We start from the raw sequence: 20,161 nt of genomic DNA, 5'->3' as shown, positions 1-20,161 counted from the left end.
GTGTTTGTTTATGAGTAAGATTTATCAGTGTATTTAATTTTAGTGCTGGTGTACTAACGCGTCTTCTACTCTAATGTTTACCATTGTCTTGAATAAAAAGGATAACGTGATATTTACCAAATACTAATATAATAACCGGCGTCTCTTTCTTTTAACGATTAAGTCTTTATTACTGATTTTAAAATTTTAATTTTATTTTTAATGTTACATGGTTAATTTATTAGTTCGGTTTATATTAGGATTGCTTGGTATATTCATGTTTTCTGCCCAAGAGAAAAAATATGCCGATTCGGGAATGTTCACTCTGGGATGTTTGAGACCAACGACCTGTATACTCAGGATTAAAAATGGTTATCAAAACCATAAAAATGTTTTGCTTTCAAATGGCTGCTTTTTTATTGCGCCTGGTGAGGGATGACCTTACTATCGCCGTGCTTCTTGATGATAGCCAATCCGAGTACATCACAGCTGGTTTTGTGGCAAGGCGATAGAGCAACTATCCAAGAGTGACTTTGACTGCGCATCCGCGCTTTTTTTGACGCTCCACTTTTCATCATATTGCCGATGGAAGGTGCCTTTATATTAGAGGTTTGCCATGGCTCACGCACACTCAGTTCTGAATTTTCAATCTTTCACTTCTCCAACGCTGTCGGCGGATGACATTGCACTTATCGAAACCTCGGTGGAGCAATTTGGCGCACCATTATTAATGCTTGATTGCAATGTCATTCGTCAGCAATACCGTGCGCTGCATAGCGCGCTGCCAACTGTGACACTGCACTTTGCTTTGAAGCCGCTACCGCATCCGGCCGTGGTCAGAACCCTGATGCAAGAAGGAGCCAGTTTTGACTTGGCCACCACAGGTGAGGTTGAGCTGGTGGCACAGGAAGGGGTTCCGGCTGAGCGTACCATTCATACTCACCCGATTAAACGCGACGCGGATATTCGCGATGCCTTGGCGTATGGCTGTCATGTCTTTGTGGTTGATAACCTCAATGAGCTGGAAAAGTTCAAGGCTTACAGTGACGACGTTGAACTGCTGGTGCGTCTGAGTTTTCGAAATTCAGAAGCGTTCGCCGATCTGTCGAAAAAATTTGGCTGTTCACCTGATCAGGCGCTGACCATTATCGAAACGGCGCAGGCGTGGAATATCCGTGTGAAAGGCTTGTCTTTTCATGTGGGATCGCAAACCACTAATCCGCAAAAATACGTGGACGCGATCCGAACCTGTAAAATGGTGATGGAGCAAGTGGTCGCACGTGGTTTACCTGCACTGAGCACACTGGATATAGGTGGTGGTTTTCCGGTTAGCTACAGCGAAGCGGTGATGCCCATTGATCAATTTTGTATGCCGATCAATCAGGCGTTGAGCGAATTACCTGAAACCGTTCAGGTTCTGGCAGAGCCGGGGCGTTTTATTGTGGCCCGAGCGGTCATGAGTGTTGCATCTGTGATGGGGCAAGCGGAGCGAGAAGGTCAGATGTGGTACTACTTGGATGATGGCATTTATGGTTCGTTCAGCGGTTTGATGTTCGATGACGCGCAATACCCACTGGTGACTCTCAAACAGGGTGGTGAGCTGATCCCTAGCGTGTTGTCTGGCCCAACTTGTGACAGTATTGATGTGATTGCCGAAGACGTGATGTTGCCGAAACTGGACAACGGTGATTTGGTGATTGGTCGTATGATGGGCGCTTACACCAGCGCTACGGCGACTGACTTTAACTTCTTTAAACGTGCTCAAACCGTGGTGTTTAATGAAGAGACGGAGATCAATGCTCGCCTGATTGGTTAATGCCACTCAATGTATCTGCTCGTCAACGCTCACTCCGGTGAGCGTTGTTGTTTTTGCACGTTATTTCCACGTTGCAGCGATGGCTGGGATGCATTTTTACCACTTGTCTCATCTTTTTACTTTGCGCTCGATAAGCTTTGCTATATTGTCTGCGCGCTTAACAAATTGCATGTAAGCAGAAACAATAATCGTTAATAATATCAGCAATATAAATTGCTCTGTTTGGAGAAAAACGATGGCCGTTGAGTCTGTAAATCAGGTGAGTGACTGGTTGGTCAGTCATTCAGGCTTGTTGGTTCAGTATGGCGTCAATGTGATTGCCGCTCTGCTGATCCTGATTGTGGGGAGTATGCTCAGCAAAACCATCGCCGCTACGGTTGAAAAGTTGTTGGGTCAAAAGGGGGTGGATAAGGCCGTTACCAGCTTTGTCTCCAGTATTGTTCGCTATGGAATTTTGGCCTTTGTGCTGGTTGCGGTGCTGAGCCGGATTGGTATTGAGACGGCGTCGATCATTGCTGTACTGGGTGCGGCAGGTCTGGCGGTGGGCTTGGCTCTGAAAGGGTCACTGTCCAACTTCGCGTCCGGGGTCTTGATTGTGCTGTTTCGTCCGTTTAAGTCGGGCGACTTCATTGAGGCTGCTGGTGTTTCGGGTTCGGTGCAGGCGATTCAGATTTTCTCAACCATACTGAAAACCGGCGACAACAAGATGATTGTGGTACCGAACTCGTCGATCATGAAAGGCCCGATCACCAATGTCTCCCGTTACGATACCCGTCGGATCAATTTTGTGTTTGCGGTTTCCTACAAGGCGGATCTGAGACAGGTTCAACAGGTGCTGCGTGAGGTGGTCGAAAGTGATCCTCGCGTGTTGAAAGAGCCGGAAGTTAAGATCGGAGTCAACGCGTTGGCGGAGTCATCGGTACAGCTTATTGTGCGTCCTTGGGTCAAGCGTTCTGACTACTGGCCTGTGTTCTGGGACCTTAACCTGGCTGTCAAAGAAGCTCTGGATAGCAATGGCATCGAAATACCGTTTCGTAAGATGGATGTGCATTTACATCAAGTCGACTAGCACTTTGAGTGGAAGAAAAGCGCGGGCAATGCCCGCGCTTTTTTATGTGTGCTGTCCCGTCAACAGACGCTTGATATTGAAGCGTTTTATGTCACTGTGTGAGTAAGCGCACGGTGGCATAGGTGCGGAAGGATACAGACGGTGATAATGCTCACAATTAGTGCTTAAACTGGCGGACGATGATAAAAGCAGGATGCCAATTGAGTAAATAAAATGTTAAATTTGTTGCAAGTGGGCAGATGATAATGCTGATTAAGCGTTATTTTTTAGTCAATTCGGCATGAGTCTCTGAGCCGTACTATCTAAATAATCCAAAAATGCGGAGTTTAGATTTTTAGCAGACTTTTTGACCAGAAACTTGACGAAAACGTAATATTAAACCGCTTTTTGCTACATTTTTATGGCAAATTGCTTCAATGATTGCTAATGTGTGCCCCAATCTTTGTAGGGCCTTTAGGTTTTTATTTTTAGTATTTGCGCTAAAGAAATCTAAATCACTAGCCGTTCTGGTGAACTCTACAAGGAAGTCATGGATGCAAAATAAAAACTTGGAGTTTTACGCATGTATAAGAACAAAATCACTCAGGCACTGCTTCTCGGTGCCGGTCTTGCAGTGGCCGCCACTTCTACGGCAACTTTCGCAGCACATGTTCCAGCTGGTACTAAACTCGCCGATGTTCAGGAATTAGTCCGTGGTAACGGTACTGAAGTTGCGTCTCTGGATCCTCAAAAAACTGAGGGTGTGCCAGAATCGCACGTTATCCGTGATCTATTGGAAGGCTTGGTAAACCAGGACGCGGACGGCAATACCATCCCTGGTGTTGCAGAAAGCTGGGAAACGACAGACAACAAAACCTTCACTTTCCACCTACGCAAAGACGCAAAATGGTCTAACGGCGATCCTGTAACCGCTGAAGACTTTGTGTACAGCTTTAAGCGTGCCGTGGATCCAGCAACAGCATCTCCATACTCGTGGTACCTGGAAATGACCACCATGGAAAATGCTGCCGATATTATTGCTGGCAAAAAAGACAAAGAGACTCTGGGTGTTAAAGCATTGGACGCGAACACACTGGAGATCAAACTGGAAACAGCGCTGCCTTACTTCGTGAAGATGATGGGCCACACCACTGTTAAACCAGTTCACCGTGCAACGGTAGAAAAATTCGGCGACAAATGGACCAAACCTGAACATTTCGTTGGGAACGGTGCATTTGTACTGGACAACTGGGTTGTGAACGAGCGTATCGAACTGAAACGCAACAAGTTCTACTGGGACAACGAGCACACTGTGCTTGATAAGGTCACTTATCTGCCAATCGAGAACCAAGTGGCTGAAATGAACCGCTTCCTGTCCGGTGAAATCCAAATCACAAACGAACTGCCAATTGAGCACTTCAAGCGTCTGCAAAAAGAGCACCCTGATTTTGTTCAGGTACAGGGTAACCTGTGTTCTTACTACTACGGTTTCAACAACAAGAAAGCACCTTTTGATGACGTTCGCGTCCGTAAGGCCCTGTCTTACGCTATCGATCGCGACATCATTTCAAAAGCGATTCTGGGCCAAGGTCAGAAACCGGCTTACTTCCTGACGCCTGAAATCACTGCAGGTTTCCACCCGGAAATGCCTGCTTACGGCAAGATGACTCAGAAAGAGCGTGAAGCAGCGGCGAAGAAGCTGCTGGCGGAAGCGGGCTTCGACAGCGCCAACCCACTGAAATTCACGCTGCTTTACAACACTTCTGAAAACCACAAGAAGATTGCGACCGCTATCCAGTCTATGTGGAAGAAGAGCCTGGGCGTAGACGTTTCACTGGAAAACCAAGAGTGGAAAACTTACCTGGACACGCGTCGTCAGGGTAACTTTGACGTCACTCGTGCTGGTTGGTGTGGCGACTACAACGAAGCGTCTTCATTCCTGTCTCTGATGCAGTCAAACAACAGCTCTAACGATCCTAAGTACTTCAGCAACGAGTACGATGGCGTGATGGAAAAAGCGATGGCGACAACCTCTGAAGCTGAGCGCGAGAAGCTGTACACTGACGCAGAGAAACTTCTGGCTCGCGATATGCCTATCGCACCAATCTACCAATACGTGAAGTCGCGTCTGGTATCGCCAACTGTTGGTGGTTACCCAGCGAACAACGCGGAAGACAAGATCTTCTCCAAAGATCTGTACATCAAAGCTAAGTAACCTTACTCAGCAAAAAAATTATAAATAATCCAGACACTGCATGTGCTATCGAATGATAGAGACGCACATGCAGCGTCTTTCTTCATTTTAAATTGTCACAGACTGAAAGAGTGAGTTTATGATTAAATTCATTGCAAAACGGATATTTGAAGCGATCCCAACCATGTTGGTTTTGATCACTATATCTTTCTTTCTGATGCGTTTCGCACCAGGTAACCCGTTCTCTAGTGAGCGACCATTGCCTCCTGAGGTAATGGCAAACATCAATGCTAAATACGGTCTTGATAAACCAGTATTCGAGCAGTACACCACTTACTTGACCAACATTATGGTCGGTGATTTTGGTCCTTCGTTTAAATACAAAGATTTCACGGTAAACGAGCTGATTTCTGATGCCCTGCCTGTTTCAGCGAAAGTGGGCTTCGTTGCGTTTATCTTCACCCTTATTATGGGGGTCACCGTCGGGACGATCGCGGCTTTGCGGCAAAATACCTGGCTTGATTACACCATCATGGCGACCGCCATGCTCGGGGTGGTGATGCCATCCTTCGTGTTGGCTCCGGTTCTCATCTATCTATTCTCGATCAACCTTGGGTGGCTGCCCGCCGGGGGCTGGCTGGACGGCTCCTTCAAGTACATGGCGTTACCAGTATTAGGGATGTCCTTGTTATACGTGGCGACGTTCGCACGTATTACCCGTGGTTCAATGATTGAAACGCTGAACAGTAACTTTATCCGTACTGCACGTGCAAAAGGTCTGAGCTACCGTTACATCATCCTGAAACACGCGCTGAAACCTGCACTGCTTCCTGTTGTGTCGTACATGGGCCCGGCCTTCGTCGGTATCATTACCGGTTCTGTTGTTATTGAAACTATTTTCGGTCTGCCAGGTATCGGCAAACTGTTTGTAAACGCTGCATTTAACCGTGACTACTCACTGGTTATGGGTGTAACCATTCTGATTGGTTTCCTGTTCATTCTGTTTAACGCAGTAGTGGATATTCTGCTTGCAGCGATTGACCCGAAAATTCGTTACTAACAGGGAAGTATTAGTATGTTGACGAAAAAAGAGAATCTGGACGCGATCGAAAAGTTTTCCGAAAACCTGGAAATTGAAGGTCGCAGTTTGTGGCAAGACGCCCGTATCCGCTTTATGCGTAACAAAGCGGCGATGGTGAGCCTGTTTATTCTGATGCTGATGACTCTGGCAGTCATTTTCCTGCCAATGCTGGCACCGTATACGTATGAAGACACTGACTGGTACGCGATGCACGCAGCGCCGTCGATGGAACATTTGTTTGGTACGGATGCGTTGGGACGTGACTTGTACGTCCGTACTCTGGTAGGTGGTCGTATCTCATTGATGGTGGGCGTGATGGGCGCGTTGGTTGCGGTACTGATTGGTACGCTTTATGGCGCGGCATCGGGCTTCATCGGTGGCAAAGTTGACCGTATTATGATGCGTATTCTGGAAATCCTGTACGCGATTCCGTTTATGTTCCTGGTGATTGTTCTGGTGACGTTTTTTGGCCGTAATATCGTGCTGATTTTCGTCGCGATTGGTGCAATTGCCTGGCTGGATATGGCCCGTATTGTACGTGGTCAGACACTGAGCCTGCGTAGCAAAGAGTTTATCGAAGCGGCGCACGTGTGTGGTGTCAGCAACTGGAAAATCATCACCCGTCATATTGTGCCAAACGTATTGGGTATCGTTGCGGTTTACTCAACCCTGCTGATCCCAAGCATGATTCTGACGGAATCTTTCCTTTCATTCCTTGGTCTTGGCGTTCAAGAGCCAATGACAAGTTGGGGCGCACTTCTGCAAGAAGGGGCGAACACCATGGAAGTGGCGGTATGGCAGTTGGCCTTCCCGGCATTGTTTATGGTCGTGACGCTGTTCTGCTTCAACTACGTTGGTGATGGTCTGCGCGATGCGCTGGATCCAAAAGACAGATAAAAATAGAGCAAGATTAAGGAAGCAATGATGAGTTTATTAGATGTCAAAGATCTGCGCGTCGAATTCACCACGCAAGATGGTATCGTTACCGCAGTCAACGATTTGAACTTCTCCCTAAACCAGGGAGAAACATTGGGTATTGTGGGTGAATCGGGCTCAGGTAAATCCCAGACCGTTTTCTCTATCATGGGTTTGCTGGCTAAAAACGGTAAGATCTCTGGTAGCGCAAAGTTTGAAGGTAACGAGATCCTCAACCTGCCAGAAAAAGCCCTCAACAAAGTTCGTGCTGAACAGATCGCTATGATCTTCCAGGACCCGATGACGTCGCTCAATCCGTACATGAAGGTCAGCGATCAGCTGATGGAAGTACTGATGCTGCACAAAGGTATGGGCAAAGCAGAAGCGTTTGAAGAGTCTGTGCGTATGCTGGAAGCGGTGAAAATTCCGGAAGCGCGTAAGCGTATTACCATGTACCCGCACGAGTTTTCAGGTGGTATGCGTCAGCGTGTAATGATCGCCATGGCTTTGCTGTGTCGTCCGAAACTGCTGATCGCCGATGAGCCGACAACGGCACTGGACGTAACCGTCCAGGCGCAGATCATGGACCTATTGAATGAGCTGAAGAGCGAGTTCAACACTGCCATCATCATGATCACCCACGATCTGGGCGTCGTTGCTGGTTCGTGTGACAAAGTACTGGTGATGTACGCCGGTCGTACCATGGAATACGGCACGGTAGACGAAATCTTCTATAATCCAAGCCACCCATATGCGGAAGGTCTGCTAAAAGCCATCCCGCGTCTGGATACCGAAGGCGAAATTTTGCCGACGATTCCAGGCAACCCGCCAAACCTGCTGCGTTTGCCACCAGGTTGCCCTTACCAAGAGCGTTGTCACCGTGTGACTGAACGTTGTAAGAGTGAAGCACCGATTCTGACTCCGTTTGGTGACGGTCGTCAGCGTGCATGTTTTTCTGATTGGGAGGCTTGGGCAAAATGAGCATAGACAAAAAACTATTGTTAGATGTTAAAGATCTTAAAGTTCACTTCAGCATCGCATCGAAATCCGCCTGGCCATGGTCAAAGCCGGCTAATCTAAAAGCCGTCGACGGCGTTAATATCCGTTTGTATGAAGGTGAAACGTTGGGCGTTGTGGGCGAATCTGGTTGTGGTAAGTCCACTTTTGCTCGCGCTATTATCGGTTTGGTTGAAGCAACAGATGGCGAAGTAGTGTGGCTGGGTCAGGATCTGACTAAGATGCAGAACATCCAGCGCCGTGAAACGCGCAAAGAGATCCAGATGATTTTCCAGGATCCTCTGGCGTCACTGAACCCACGTATGACAGTGGGTGACATCATCGCCGAGCCGCTGGAGACGTTCTATCCGGAGTTGTCTAAAGACGAAGTGAAAGGCCGCGTCAAGCAGATGATGGCGAAAGTCGGCCTGCTGCCAAACGTGATCAACCGTTACCCGCATGAATTCTCAGGTGGTCAGTGTCAGCGTATCGGGATTGCCCGTGCTCTTATCCTTAAGCCCAAGATGATCATTTGTGACGAGCCAGTGTCGGCACTGGACGTTTCGATTCAGGCTCAGGTAGTGAACCTGCTGAAAGAGCTGCAAAAAGAGCTGGGCTTGTCTTTGGTCTTTATTGCCCATGACCTGTCGGTCGTCAAACACATTTCAGACCGTGTACTGGTGATGTACTTGGGGAACGCAGTGGAATTGGGGGAGGCCGATGCACTGTTTGCCGAACCTAAGCACCCTTACACCCGTGCGTTGATGTCTGCGGTACCAATTCCGGATCCGAAGCTGGAACGCGCGAAGAAAATAGAGATGCTGGAAGGCGACCTGCCATCACCAATCAGCCCGCCATCGGGTTGTGTCTTCCGTACCCGTTGCCCTCAGGCGACGGAGGTGTGTGCTCAGCAACGCCCATCTATTCAAGGTAACGACACACACGCGGTGTCCTGCCTGCACGTGGAAGTGTAGTATCCACCCATTCAGCCTGTGACGGGCTTAAGCGCGGCTGCTTTTTTAGCGTCGCGCTTTTTTTGTTTTTGTTGCAGGTAATTGAGTCTGACCACTTTTGCCAATTCCATCGAAATTTTCGAACAACTAAGCCAATTCGGTTGGGTTTAGCCACTATGCTGTCAGGCATAGAATGAAACCGTATTAGATATAAACAAGATTGAAACAGGTGAATGATATGGGCAAGCTGATAGAGGGTAAGTGGCACGACATCTGGTATGACACAAAGGCAAGCGGGGGCGAATTTGTCCGTGAAGATGCCGGCTTTCGTCACTGGATCAAGAACAAGCCAGACGCAATGTTTGCACCGGAGTCGGGGCGCTACCATTTGTACGTTTCACTGGCTTGTCCGTGGGCTCACCGCACATTGATCCTGCGTAAATTGAAGCAGTTGGAAGAACACATTGATGTCACGGTGGTGTGTCCGGATATGCTCAGCGAAGGCTGGCAGATGGGGTTGCCAGAGCCGCTGTTTGGTCATCGCCGGTTACATCAGATCTACACTGAAGCCAAATCTGATTACACTGGTCGGGTAACGGTACCTGTCTTATGGGACAAGAAGCACAACACCATCGTCAGCAATGAATCCTCGGAAATCATCCGTATGTTCAACTCGGAGTTCAACCAACTGACGGGCAATCAGGACGATTATTACCCGGCAGGGCTGCGACCGCTGATCGATGAGTGGAATGATTACATCTACCCGAACATCAACAATGGGGTTTATCGCTGCGGTTTTGCGACGTCGCAGGAAGCCTATGAAGAAGCGTACGATAATTTGTTTGCTGCTTTGGACCGCGTTGATGCACATTTGGCGACGCATCGCTATCTGGCAGGAGAGCAAATCACCGAAGCGGACTGGCGTTTGTTTACTACGCTGATCCGTTTTGATGCTGTGTATGTCGGCCACTTCAAATGCAACAAACAGCGCATTGCCGATTACCCGCATCTGAGTGGTTATCTGAGAGAGTTGTATCAGATTGACGGTATTCGTGAGACGGTCGATTTTTATCATATCAAGCGGCACTATTACTTTAGCCACAAGACCATCAATCCGACCCAAATCGTGCCGAAAGGGCCTGAATTGGATCTGGAGGCTCCCCACGGACGAGACACGCTCTTCGCCAAATAACTTCGTTTATCTTGCGCAGGTCAGCCTCAACAGCTGGCCTTTGTGCTATCTGGGCGGCATGTCGACAGAGCCACGTTTGAGTGGACGCTGACCAATAAAAAAGCCTCCCGGTTGGGAGGCTTTTCTGCTTAAGGTACAGAATCAGTTTTGATCCTGATCTGCCTGAATCGCGGTCAGTGCGATGGTGTAGACGATGTCGTCAACCAGCGCGCCACGAGACAAGTCATTCACTGGCTTACGCATACCTTGCAGCATAGGACCGATAGACACGAGGTCTGCAGAACGCTGTACGGCTTTGTAGGTAGTGTTACCTGTGTTCAGGTCCGGGAATACGAAGACAGTCGCTTTACCCGCCACAGGCGAGTTTGGTGCTTTTGATTTCGCTACGTTTTCCATGATCGCCGCGTCGTACTGCAGTGGACCATCGATAACCAGATCAGGACGTTTTTCTTGCGCCAGCTTGGTCGCTTCACGTACTTTATCAACGTCCGCACCTTTACCTGACTCACCAGTCGAGTAAGAGATCATCGCAACGCGAGGATCGATACCAAATGCCGCAGCTGAGTCGGCTGACTGGATTGCAATTTCTGCCAGCTGTTCAGCGGTTGGATCCGGGTTGATTGCACAGTCACCGTAAACCAGAACCTGATCAGGCAGCAGCATGAAGAACACTGAAGAAACGATTGACGCGTTTGGTGCTGTCTTGATGATCTGGAACGGAGGAACGATGGTGTTAGCGGTTGTGTGAACCGCACCAGACACCAGGCCGTCTACTTCGTTATTTTCCAGCATCATGGTACCCAGGAAGACAGAGTCCTGCAGTTTCTCACGAGCAACCACTTCAGTCATGCCTTTCGCGCCGCGCAGCTCAACCAGACGGGCTACGTAGTTTTCACGGATGGCATCCGCATCAATGATTTGTACGCCAGCACCCAGTTCAACACCTTGCTGAGCTGCAACACGTTTGATCTCTTCTGGGTTACCCAGCAGGACACACTCTGCTATGCCGCGTTCAGCACAAATAGCAGCAGCTTTAACGGTACGAGGTTCGTCACCTTCTGGCAGTACGATACGTTTGCCTGCGCGACGGGCAAATTCAGTCAATTGGTAACGGAATGCCGGTGGGCTCAGGCGACGTGAACGCGTGGTACCTTCCGTCATGGATTCGATCCAGTTGCCGTCGATGTGGCCTGCAACGTGATCGTTGATGAATTCAATACGCTCTTTGTCGTCTGCTGGTACTTCCAGGCTGAAGCTTTGCAGATTCAAAGATGTTTGCCAGGTGTTGCCTTGTGCTTTAAAGATTGGCAGGCCAGTCTCAAACGCAGGTTTACACAGGTTGTTGATCTCTGCCGGGATATCGTAACCGCCAGTCAGCAGGATTGCGCCGATTTCAACGCCGTTCATTGCGGCCAGAGATGCTGCAACGATTACGTCTGGGCGGTCTGCTGAAGTCACCAGCAGTGAACCTGGTTTAAAGTGCTCAATCATGTGTGGCAGAGAACGTGCGCAGAAGGTGATGCTCTTGATGCGACGAGTCTGGATGTCACCCTGATTCACCACTTCGGCATTCAGGTGCTTCGCCATGTCGATAGCACGAGTGGCGATCAGATCGATGCTCCAAGGCACACAACCAAGAACGCGGATAGGAGAGGTGTTAAAGATCTCCATCACTTTCATTTCGTTCTGTTTTGCGCTGTCGGCATCATCGAAGATCTCAGACAGGTCAGGGCGAGTACGGCCTGCTTCATCAACTGGTGCATTCAGTTTGTTGATGATTACGCCAGAGATGTTTTTGTTTTTTGTGCCACCGAAGTTAGAACAAGCGACTTCGATACGCTCTTTCAGCTGTGCAGGGTTGTCCGTGCCAGGGGTCGCAACCAGAACAATCTCAGCACCCAGAGTCGCAGCGATTTCTGCGTTCACCTGGTTAGCAAACGGGTGTTTGCGAGTCGGTACCAGACCTTCGATCAGCGTTACGTCTGCATCTTTATTGATCTGGTTGTAACGCTCTACTACTGTTTCCAGCAGCTCATCCATTTTGTCGTTACCGATCAGGCTGTCGGCAACAGACATCGCCATTGGCTCGCCGATTTTCATATCGCTGTTTGCTGCAACGATGGTCGACGTCAGATCCGGTTGATCGCCGCCAGCGCGAGGTTGCGAGATAGGCTTGTAGAAAGAAACCTTAACGCCTTTACGCTCCATAGCGCGCAGTACGCCCATGCTCACACTGGTAAGACCGACACCAGCGCTGGCAGGAATAAGCATAATAGTACGGGACATTGAGTAAGAACCTCTAACTATTTGACACCAAGCCGACGGAGCAGAGACTCAGTCAGAATGGTATTCGGGAGAAAAGCTCAATTTCTTTGCGACTCGGAACAAAAGCACAAACCAAATTGAGCCCCAAAACGGAAACTGGCTAACTTGAGTTAGCCAGTTTGGGTCAATTACAGACCAGCCAGACGTGCTGTGTCTTCTGCAATGACTAGCTCTTCGTTAGTTGAGATAACCATGGCAGGGATGCGGCTGTTTGCTGAAGTGATGGTGCCTTCGCCGCCGAAACGTGCTTTCAGGTTTGCATCGCTATCCACTTCGATACCGAAGATGCCTAGACGGTTTAGAACCATTTCACGGATAGGTGCAGAGTTTTCGCCGATACCGCCAGTGAAAACGATCGCATCCAGACGACCTTCCAGAGACGCAGTGTAACCTGCAACGTATTTCGCCAGACGGTGGCAGAATACGTCCATTGCGCGAGTCGCTTCTTCTTTGGTGCCGTAGTTGTCTTCAACGAAGCGGCAGTCAGACGTTACTTCAGTCAAACCTTGCAGACCAGACTCTTTGGTCAGCATGGTGTTGATTTGGTCTACAGAGTAGCCCAGAGTGTCGTGCAGGTGGAAGATGATCGCAGGATCGATGTCACCACAACGAGTGCCCATCACCAGACCTTCCAGCGGAGTCAGACCCATTGATGTATCAACAGACTGGCCATTTTTAACTGCACATACAGATGCGCCGTTACCCAGGTGACAGTTAATGATGTTAACTTCTTCTACTGGTTTGTTCAGCAGGTTTGCCACTTCACGTGTAATGAATAGGTGTGAAGTACCGTGCATGCCGTAACGACGGATGCCGTGCTCTTTGTACAGGTTGTATGGCAGAGCGTATAGGTAAGACTCTTGCGGCATAGTTTGGTGGAAAGCCGTATCAAACACAGCCACGTTTTTCAGTGCTGGGAATGATTTTTGTGCAGCTTTGATACCGATGATGTGCGCTGGGTTGTGAAGTGGTGCCAGAGTGGCACAGTCTTCGATACCTTTCACAACGTCGTCTGTGATCAGTGCAGACTGAGTGAACTTCTCGCCGCCGTGTACGACACGGTGACCAACCGCTTTCAGCTGATCTGCAAGTTCTGGTTTTGAAGCAAGGATAGTTTCGACGATGAAAGACAGCGCTTCATCGTGTGCAGCACCTTCGCCCAGTTGCGCTTCGTGTTTGCCATCAAGTTTCCACTTGATACGAGCTTCTGGAAGATGAAGACATTCAGCAAGACCTGATAGGTGCTCGTCGCCATTTTCCGCGTCAACGATCGCGAACTTAAGAGAAGAACTACCGCAGTTTAAAACTAAAACTAGCTTAGACATGAGTGACTACCTGTAATAATCGGTTTAGATAAAAATCATTCTCAAGAATAGCCGAACTCCAAGAGTGCGTACTAATCCTGGTCAAAAAAACTTCAATTTCCGTATAATGAGCTGCTGCTTTACCTTCAAAGCCAGCAGTGCGATCCTTGCAGAGATGGTCTCAAAGTTGCCTAAATTGTAAATAAGAGCAACAATGAGATTGAGGGTGTGCAAAGGATAGCGATAATAAGCAAATATAACAAAAAAAATTTGAAAGAATATTAACTTTCATCAATTTTTTACAATGAGAGTTGAATTGTTCAACTATTTTTTAGTTAAGGCCCCAGATTGAGTGAGGGAGTCCAATGAGTAATAGAGTCGGCTTGATACACAGTTTGAGAGATGGTCAGAAGTACATGGATACCTGGCCGATGCGCAAAGAGCTCAGTATGCTGTTTCCTGAGCATCGCATCATCAAAGCAACCCGCTTTGCCACTAAGGTGATGCCTGCCATTGCGGCGATCAGCGTGCTCACTCAGATGAGTTTTCAGAATTATTCAGCCATGCCTCAGGCGGTGGTGATTGCCTTGTTTGCCATCAGTCTGCCAGTACAAGGTATATGGTGGCTGGGGAATCGAGCCAATACCCAGTTACCTCCAGCGTTGGCTGGTTGGTATCGTGAAATCCACCAGAAAATTGTTGATACCGGCTGCGCATTGGAGCCGGTCAAATCTCGTCCACGCTATAAAGAGTTGGCTGCGATTCTCAACCGGGCGTTCCGGCAGTTGGATAAAACTGCGTTAGAGCGCTGGTTCTGATAAACAAAAAAGCTCTCACCAAGGTGAGAGCTTTCTTTATTCGTTCAGCAATGCTTAGTTGAACATGGCGATCGCGGTTTCCGGCTCTACGTATTCCAGATTAAACGCTTCTGCGACTTCTTTGCACGTTACTTTACCGTGAATAACATTCAGGCCTTCCAGGAAGCCGTGGTCAGCCAGCAGAGCTTCACGGTATCCTTTGTTTGCCAGTTTAACGATATATGGCAGGGTTGCGTTGTTCAGCGCAAAAGTGGAAGTGCGAGCAACAGCTCCAGGCATGTTTGCTACACAGTAGTGAACCACATCATCAACGATGTAAGTTGGATCTGCGTGCGTTGTCGCGTGAGAAGTTTCAAAACAACCGCCCTGGTCGATTGCAACGTCGACAACAGCCGCGCCTGGTTTCATTTTAGCGATGTGCTCTTTTGTCACCAGTTTAGGAGCTGCGGCACCTGGGATCAGAACTGCACCGATAACCAGATCGGCCGCCAGAACGTGTTTTTCAATCGCATCTTCAGTTGAGTAAACCACTTTGGCACGGCCCTGAAACTCTTCATCCAGCTTACGCAGTGTATCGATGTTACGGTCTAAGATAGTAACGTCGGCGCGCATGCCAACTGCCATACGAGCTGCGTTAGCACCCACGACGCCGCCGCCGACGATCACAACTTTCGCTGGTTCAACACCTGGTACGCCACCCAGCAGCAGGCCACGGCCGCCGTGAGATTTCTCGAGAGTTTGTGCGCCTGCCTGGATAGACATACGACCCGCAACTTCAGACATTGGTGCTAATAGTGGCAAGCGACCCATATTATCTGTTACAGTCTCATAGGCTATGCAGACAGCTTTGCTCTTGATCAGGTCTTCAGTTTGTGGAAAATCTGGTGCCAGGTGCAAATAAGTAAATAAAATTTGCCCTTCTTTGAGCATAGCTCGTTCGACAGCTTGAGGTTCTTTGACCTTAACAATCATATCTGCTTGAGCGAAAACCTCAGCAGCAGTAGGAAGAATGGATGCGCCTACAGCGATGTAATCATCGTCTGAAAAACCGATGCCTGCGCCGGCATTGGTTTCAACAAAAACTTGGTGACCATGTGAGATTAGCTCACGGACACTTGCTGGAATCATACCGACGCGGTATTCGTGGTTTTTGATTTCCTTAGGTACGCCAATGATCATCCTGACTCCTCATTGTATTGTGGTTGTATTGACTATGTGTAGGGTAATTCTGTCGAATTAAAGTCTAGTATAGATGTGAGTCAGTAAAATTTGATACTGAATATTAAAAAGTTGTAGTATATTTTTTTGCAAGGAAGTAATAAGGTGGAATAAAAAATGGCAGACAACTATAAAAAGCCGTCCAAGGATCTTGACCGTATCGACCGCAACATTCTTAACGAGTTGCAGAAAGATGGTCGTATTTCAAACGTTGAACTCTCTAAGCGTGTCGGGCTTTCTCCCACGCCGTGTCTTGAACGTGTACGCCGTCTGGAACGCCAGGGCTACATCACAGGCTACACCGCGCTGTTGAACCCACAGTTTTTAGATGCCTCTCTTCTCGTATTCGTAGAAATTACGTTGAATCGTGGTGCGCCTGACGTTTTCGAACAGTTCAATGCAGCAGTGCAGAAATTAGATGATATTCAGGAATGCCATCTGGTTTCTGGTGATTTCGACTATCTTCTCAAAACGCGCGTGTCGGACATGAGTGCGTATCGTAAACTACTGGGTGATACGCTATTACGTCTGCCTGGGGTGAATGACACCCGAACCTACGTGGTGATGGAAGAAGTGAAGCAAACCAATCAATTGGTGATCAAGACTCGTTAAAAGTGAGAATAGTGGTACTCCTTTCCATATTCTGACTTTATACAATTGGGTTTTTGACCTTGATATGGTTAAATCTTTAGACCGAGCGGCTTTGTGCCGCTCGGAGTTTTTCTACTCATTCTTAGATTTAAGTTGGTTATGTTCAAAGAGAACAAGAATAAGGTCGAAACCATCATCAAAACCGGTGAAGAGCCTCAGTCTTCCCGATTGAATGGTACACAACGTCTCAGAGAGTGTGGGCTGATTCTGGCCGTGCTCATTTCCATTCTGCTGTCCATTGCCTTACTCACGTTTAGTCCGGCGGACCCATCCTGGTCGCAGACTGCCTGGGGGGTAGACATTGAAAATGCTGGCGGCATCGTTGGCGCCTGGACGGCCGACACGCTGTTTTTTACCTTCGGTTCTCTGGCGTATCCGCTACCGATCCTGATCACCGTTGCGGCGTGGATTGTTCTGCGTAAGCGTGACGAAGACGAACCGATTGATCTGATGCTGTGGGGTTCCCGTCTTGCGGGGTTGGTCGTGTTACTGCTCACCAGTTGTGGTCTTGCTGATATTAACTTTGATGATATCTGGTATTTTTCATCGGGCGGGGTGATCGGGGATGTCCTGACCAGTTTGGCTCTGCCAACCCTCAATGTATTGGGAACCACACTGGTTCTGCTGTTTTTGTGGGGCGCGGGTTTTACACTGTTGACCGGCGTCTCCTGGTTACGCATCGTCGAATGGATTGGGCAAGGCAGTATTTCTCTCTTCAGTGGTCTGGTGAATCGTCTGCGCGGCGAAAAAGAGGAAACTCTCGAACCACAACTGATCACGCCACAAGCGCCGGTTAAAATAGCGCGTCAAGTGCCGTCATTCGGCGAACTTGATGACAATAACACCGAATCAGAGGACGATGTTGCGATTGAGACGCCAAGTGCGCCATCACGCCGATACAACATCCATATGCCGGACAAAGCCGAAGCCAAACCGGCAGAGTACGATCCGCTGCTGGCTACACCAGTTGAGCCTGAGCCAGCGCCAACACGTCAACCTCAGGCAGTACCGAGCCGTCCAGTAGTGACGCCGACCGTTCAATCCGAGTCTCAGTCTGCCGCGAAAGCAGCATCAACAGCTGAGACAGTTGAGCGGACACGCCAGCTCGGTGCAACGATTGAAGAACTGGAACAGGCTGCCTGGGATGACGACGATATGGCGAGTGAGTATGAGGTTCAGGAAACGCCGGTGGTGAACCCAGAGCCGCAACCTGCGCCAACCGATACGCCGCCTTGGCTGAACGATGACGAGGAAGATGAACTTCAACCGACGCTTAACCCGTCTGAACTGGCGCATATCTCTCAACAGGTCGAACCGGACGCACATCATATTGAACCCGTGATTTCTGACTTTGATGTCGCCGATGACGAATTCGTTGAAGAAGATGTGCAACCTGAGCCGCTATCTGCTCAGCCTGAGGTTGAAGACCTGGGATACGAGGAAGACTCTGCGCAGGATAAAGACGTCAACGCCTTCCAGAGTATGGTTGCAGAAGCGCAAGCCAAAGTGGTTGCGCAGCAAAACCCGTTCTTGGTGCAACAGGATGTAAATCTGCCGAAACCTGCAGAGCCAATGCCGACACTGGAGTTGCTGTACCATCCTGAGAAGCGTGAAAACTTCATTGACCGTGACGCACTGGAAGAGATAGCACGTTTGGTGGAGTCAAAACTGGCTGATTACAAGATCAAAGCGCGCGTGGTCGATATCTTTCCAGGCCCGGTGATCACTCGCTTTGAACTGGATCTTGCGCCAGGTGTGAAAGTCAGTCGTATTTCCGGGTTGTCAATGGACCTGGCCCGTTCGCTGTCAGCCATGGCGGTTCGGGTAGTCGAAGTGATCCCAGGTAAACCGTATGTGGGACTGGAACTGCCGAACATGAGTCGTCAGACGGTGTACTTGTCTGATGTCATCAGCAGCCCGCAGTTTACGGAAGCGAAATCACCAACCACGGTGGTACTCGGTCAGGATATCGCAGGTGAAGCAGTGGTGGCTGATCTGTCGAAAATGCCACACGTGTTGGTGGCGGGTACCACAGGCTCCGGTAAGTCGGTCGGGGTCAACGTCATGATCCTGAGTATGTTGTACAAGTCGACCCCGGAAGATGTACGATTCATCATGATCGACCCGAAAATGCTGGAATTGTCGGTTTACGAAGGTATTCCTCATCTTCTGTCCGAAGTGGTGACTGACATGAAAGACGCCTCCAATGCGTTGCGCTGGTGTGTTGGCGAAATGGAGCGCCGTTACAAGTTGATGTCTGCACTCGGTGTGCGCAACATCAAAGGCTTCAACGACAAACTGAAGATGGCCGCAGAAGCCGGACACCCTATTCATGATCCATTGTGGCAACCGGGCGACAGCATGGACCCTGAGCCGCCATTGCTGGAAAAACTGCCTTACATTGTTGTGATTGTCGATGAATTTGCCGATCTGATGATGGTGGTCGGTAAGAAAGTCGAAGAGTTGATCGCGCGTCTGGCACAGAAAGCCCGGGCGGCGGGTATTCATTTGATTCTGGCGACTCAGCGTCCGTCGGTGGATGTGATTACCGGTTTGATCAAGGCCAATATTCCGACCCGCGTTGCGTTTACCGTCTCAACCAAAACGGACTCGCGTACCATACTCGATCAGGGCGGTGCCGAATCGCTGCTGGGCATGGGTGATATGCTGTATCTGCCTCCGGGCTCCAGCCATACGGTACGTGTTCATGGCGCGTTCGCCTCGGATGATGACGTTCATGCGGTGGTGAACAACTGGAAAGCGCGTGGTAAACCGAACTACATTGATGAAATCACCAATGGTGATCAGGGACCAGAAGCCTTGCTACCGGGTGAAAAACCGGAAGGTGATGAAGACATGGATCCACTGTTTGATCAGGTGGTGGAACACGTGGTCGAAACCCGCCGAGGTTCGGTATCTGGTGTACAACGTCGTTTCAAGATTGGTTACAACCGCGCTGCGCGGATTGTTGAACAGCTCGAAGCACAAGGTATCGTCAGTGCGCCAGGGCACAATGGTAACCGGGAAGTGCTGGCACCTAAGCCAGGGCGAGATATGAACTAACGCGATCTGCAATAACAAAAGCTTGGCCCCGGCCAAGCTTTTTTTATTTGAATGGTCAGTCTGTGCGTTGTCGGTTTATTTGCTTTTGACGAATTGGGCGATAACCACCACCGCCAGAGCCAGTAGGTTCGCGGCGAAGATCACCACCAACCATTGTGGCATGGATAACGTCAGGAACTGCCACACGACTTTGGAGCAATCGCCGTAAGCTTCGAACATCCAAGGTGCCCACTGGTTCAGTGGTGCCCAGTCCGGAAAGGTGACAAACAGGTCACACGTTGCAAATGGCGATGGATTAAACTGGTAATCCACATGCTGCAGTGCCAGCGTCAGCCCTTTATACGCTGTGATGCCCCAGGCGGCCAGACCCAGCCATCGGAACAAAGGGTTGGTCGGTGCGATGATCCCAATCAGTGCCGCAGCGCCAATGCCCAACATGGCGACTCGCTCGTAAATGCACATCACGCATGGGGCCAGCAACATGACGTGCTGGAAGAAGAGGGCGCAGGCTTCAAAGAACACGACAAAGCCCAGCAGCAGCAGCCATGACAGGCGCTGTTGAGAAAATGATTTAACGGCGGCTAGAAAGTTCACAGATTCAGTCCTTG

The 20,161-nt window shown here is 49.3% G+C and carries 15 protein-coding genes; 11 read left to right on the top strand and 4 right to left on the bottom strand.

The window, feature by feature from the left end:
- The first annotated feature begins 595 nt into the window (after window positions 1-595).
- From CAG64_RS04535 to CAG64_RS04500, 8 genes are all read left to right on the top strand, one after another.
- Complete coding sequence (locus CAG64_RS04535; RefSeq protein ID WP_161447648.1) at window positions 596-1,795, top strand: type III PLP-dependent enzyme; 1,200 nt, start codon at window positions 596-598, stop codon at window positions 1,793-1,795.
- 235 nt (window positions 1,796-2,030) lie between these two features.
- Window positions 2,031-2,864 carry a mechanosensitive ion channel domain-containing protein gene (locus CAG64_RS04530; RefSeq protein WP_161447646.1) on the top strand — a complete coding sequence of 278 codons (834 nt, stop codon included), beginning with the start codon at window positions 2,031-2,033 and terminating at the stop codon, window positions 2,862-2,864.
- A gap of 562 nt (window positions 2,865-3,426) precedes the next feature.
- The gene (locus tag CAG64_RS04525; RefSeq protein ID WP_021704174.1) at window positions 3,427-5,058 is read left to right on the top strand and encodes an ABC transporter substrate-binding protein; all 1,632 of its coding nucleotides are present in this window, start codon (window positions 3,427-3,429) and stop codon (window positions 5,056-5,058) included.
- A gap of 118 nt (window positions 5,059-5,176) precedes the next feature.
- A complete protein-coding gene (gene oppB, locus CAG64_RS04520; protein ID WP_021704173.1) occupies window positions 5,177-6,097 on the top strand; it encodes an oligopeptide ABC transporter permease OppB in 921 nt (306 codons plus the stop codon).
- A 15-nt stretch (window positions 6,098-6,112) separates the two neighbouring features.
- Complete coding sequence (gene oppC, locus CAG64_RS04515; RefSeq protein ID WP_161453261.1) at window positions 6,113-7,015, top strand: oligopeptide ABC transporter permease OppC; 903 nt, start codon at window positions 6,113-6,115, stop codon at window positions 7,013-7,015.
- A gap of 27 nt (window positions 7,016-7,042) precedes the next feature.
- Window positions 7,043-8,014, top strand: coding sequence for an ABC transporter ATP-binding protein (locus CAG64_RS04510; RefSeq protein ID WP_161453264.1), 972 nt, complete (start codon window positions 7,043-7,045; stop codon window positions 8,012-8,014).
- Window positions 8,011-9,003: a murein tripeptide/oligopeptide ABC transporter ATP binding protein OppF gene (gene oppF, locus CAG64_RS04505; RefSeq protein ID WP_021704170.1), complete on the top strand. Its 993-nt coding sequence runs from the start codon at window positions 8,011-8,013 to the stop codon at window positions 9,001-9,003. Before CAG64_RS04510 ends, oppF begins: the two co-directional genes overlap by 4 nt.
- 217 nt (window positions 9,004-9,220) lie before the next feature.
- Window positions 9,221-10,174 carry a glutathione S-transferase family protein gene (locus CAG64_RS04500; RefSeq protein ID WP_161453262.1) on the top strand — a complete coding sequence of 318 codons (954 nt, stop codon included), beginning with the start codon at window positions 9,221-9,223 and terminating at the stop codon, window positions 10,172-10,174.
- A 141-nt stretch (window positions 10,175-10,315) separates the two neighbouring features.
- Here CAG64_RS04500 and pta read toward each other — a convergent pair whose 3' ends face one another.
- The gene (gene pta / locus CAG64_RS04495) at window positions 10,316-12,460 is read right to left on the bottom strand and encodes a phosphate acetyltransferase (RefSeq protein ID WP_161453263.1); all 2,145 of its coding nucleotides are present in this window, start codon (window positions 12,458-12,460) and stop codon (window positions 10,316-10,318) included.
- Between the two features lie 167 nt (window positions 12,461-12,627).
- The gene (locus tag CAG64_RS04490) at window positions 12,628-13,824 is read right to left on the bottom strand and encodes an acetate kinase (protein ID WP_021704167.1); all 1,197 of its coding nucleotides are present in this window, start codon (window positions 13,822-13,824) and stop codon (window positions 12,628-12,630) included.
- A 344-nt stretch (window positions 13,825-14,168) separates the two neighbouring features.
- Between CAG64_RS04490 and yfbV the strand changes: the two genes are divergently transcribed.
- Complete coding sequence (yfbV, locus tag CAG64_RS04485) at window positions 14,169-14,621, top strand: terminus macrodomain insulation protein YfbV (protein WP_021704166.1); 453 nt, start codon at window positions 14,169-14,171, stop codon at window positions 14,619-14,621.
- A gap of 54 nt (window positions 14,622-14,675) precedes the next feature.
- Here yfbV and ald read toward each other — a convergent pair whose 3' ends face one another.
- On the bottom strand, window positions 14,676-15,800 hold the full coding sequence (gene ald / locus CAG64_RS04480; protein ID WP_021704165.1) for an alanine dehydrogenase: 1,125 nt from the start codon (window positions 15,798-15,800) through the stop codon (window positions 14,676-14,678).
- 156 nt (window positions 15,801-15,956) lie between these two features.
- Between ald and lrp the strand changes: the two genes are divergently transcribed.
- Entirely contained in the window at window positions 15,957-16,451 is a 495-nt protein-coding gene (lrp, locus tag CAG64_RS04475) for a leucine-responsive transcriptional regulator Lrp (protein ID WP_021704164.1), read from the top strand.
- Between the two features lie 138 nt (window positions 16,452-16,589).
- On the top strand, window positions 16,590-19,553 hold the full coding sequence (locus CAG64_RS04470) for a DNA translocase FtsK (protein ID WP_161488844.1): 2,964 nt from the start codon (window positions 16,590-16,592) through the stop codon (window positions 19,551-19,553).
- A 75-nt stretch (window positions 19,554-19,628) separates the two neighbouring features.
- Here CAG64_RS04470 and dsbB read toward each other — a convergent pair whose 3' ends face one another.
- Window positions 19,629-20,147, bottom strand: a complete 519-nt coding sequence (gene dsbB / locus CAG64_RS04465; RefSeq protein WP_161488845.1) for a disulfide bond formation protein DsbB — start codon at window positions 20,145-20,147, stop codon at window positions 19,629-19,631.
- Between the last annotated feature and the right edge of the window lie 14 nt (window positions 20,148-20,161).

Origin of the sequence: Vibrio sp. V38_P2S17PM301, assembly GCF_009904845.1 — a bacterium.
Lineage (GTDB): Bacteria > Pseudomonadota > Gammaproteobacteria > Enterobacterales > Vibrionaceae > Vibrio > Vibrio proteolyticus.
This window is presented reverse-complemented; position numbering and strand designations above follow the sequence as displayed.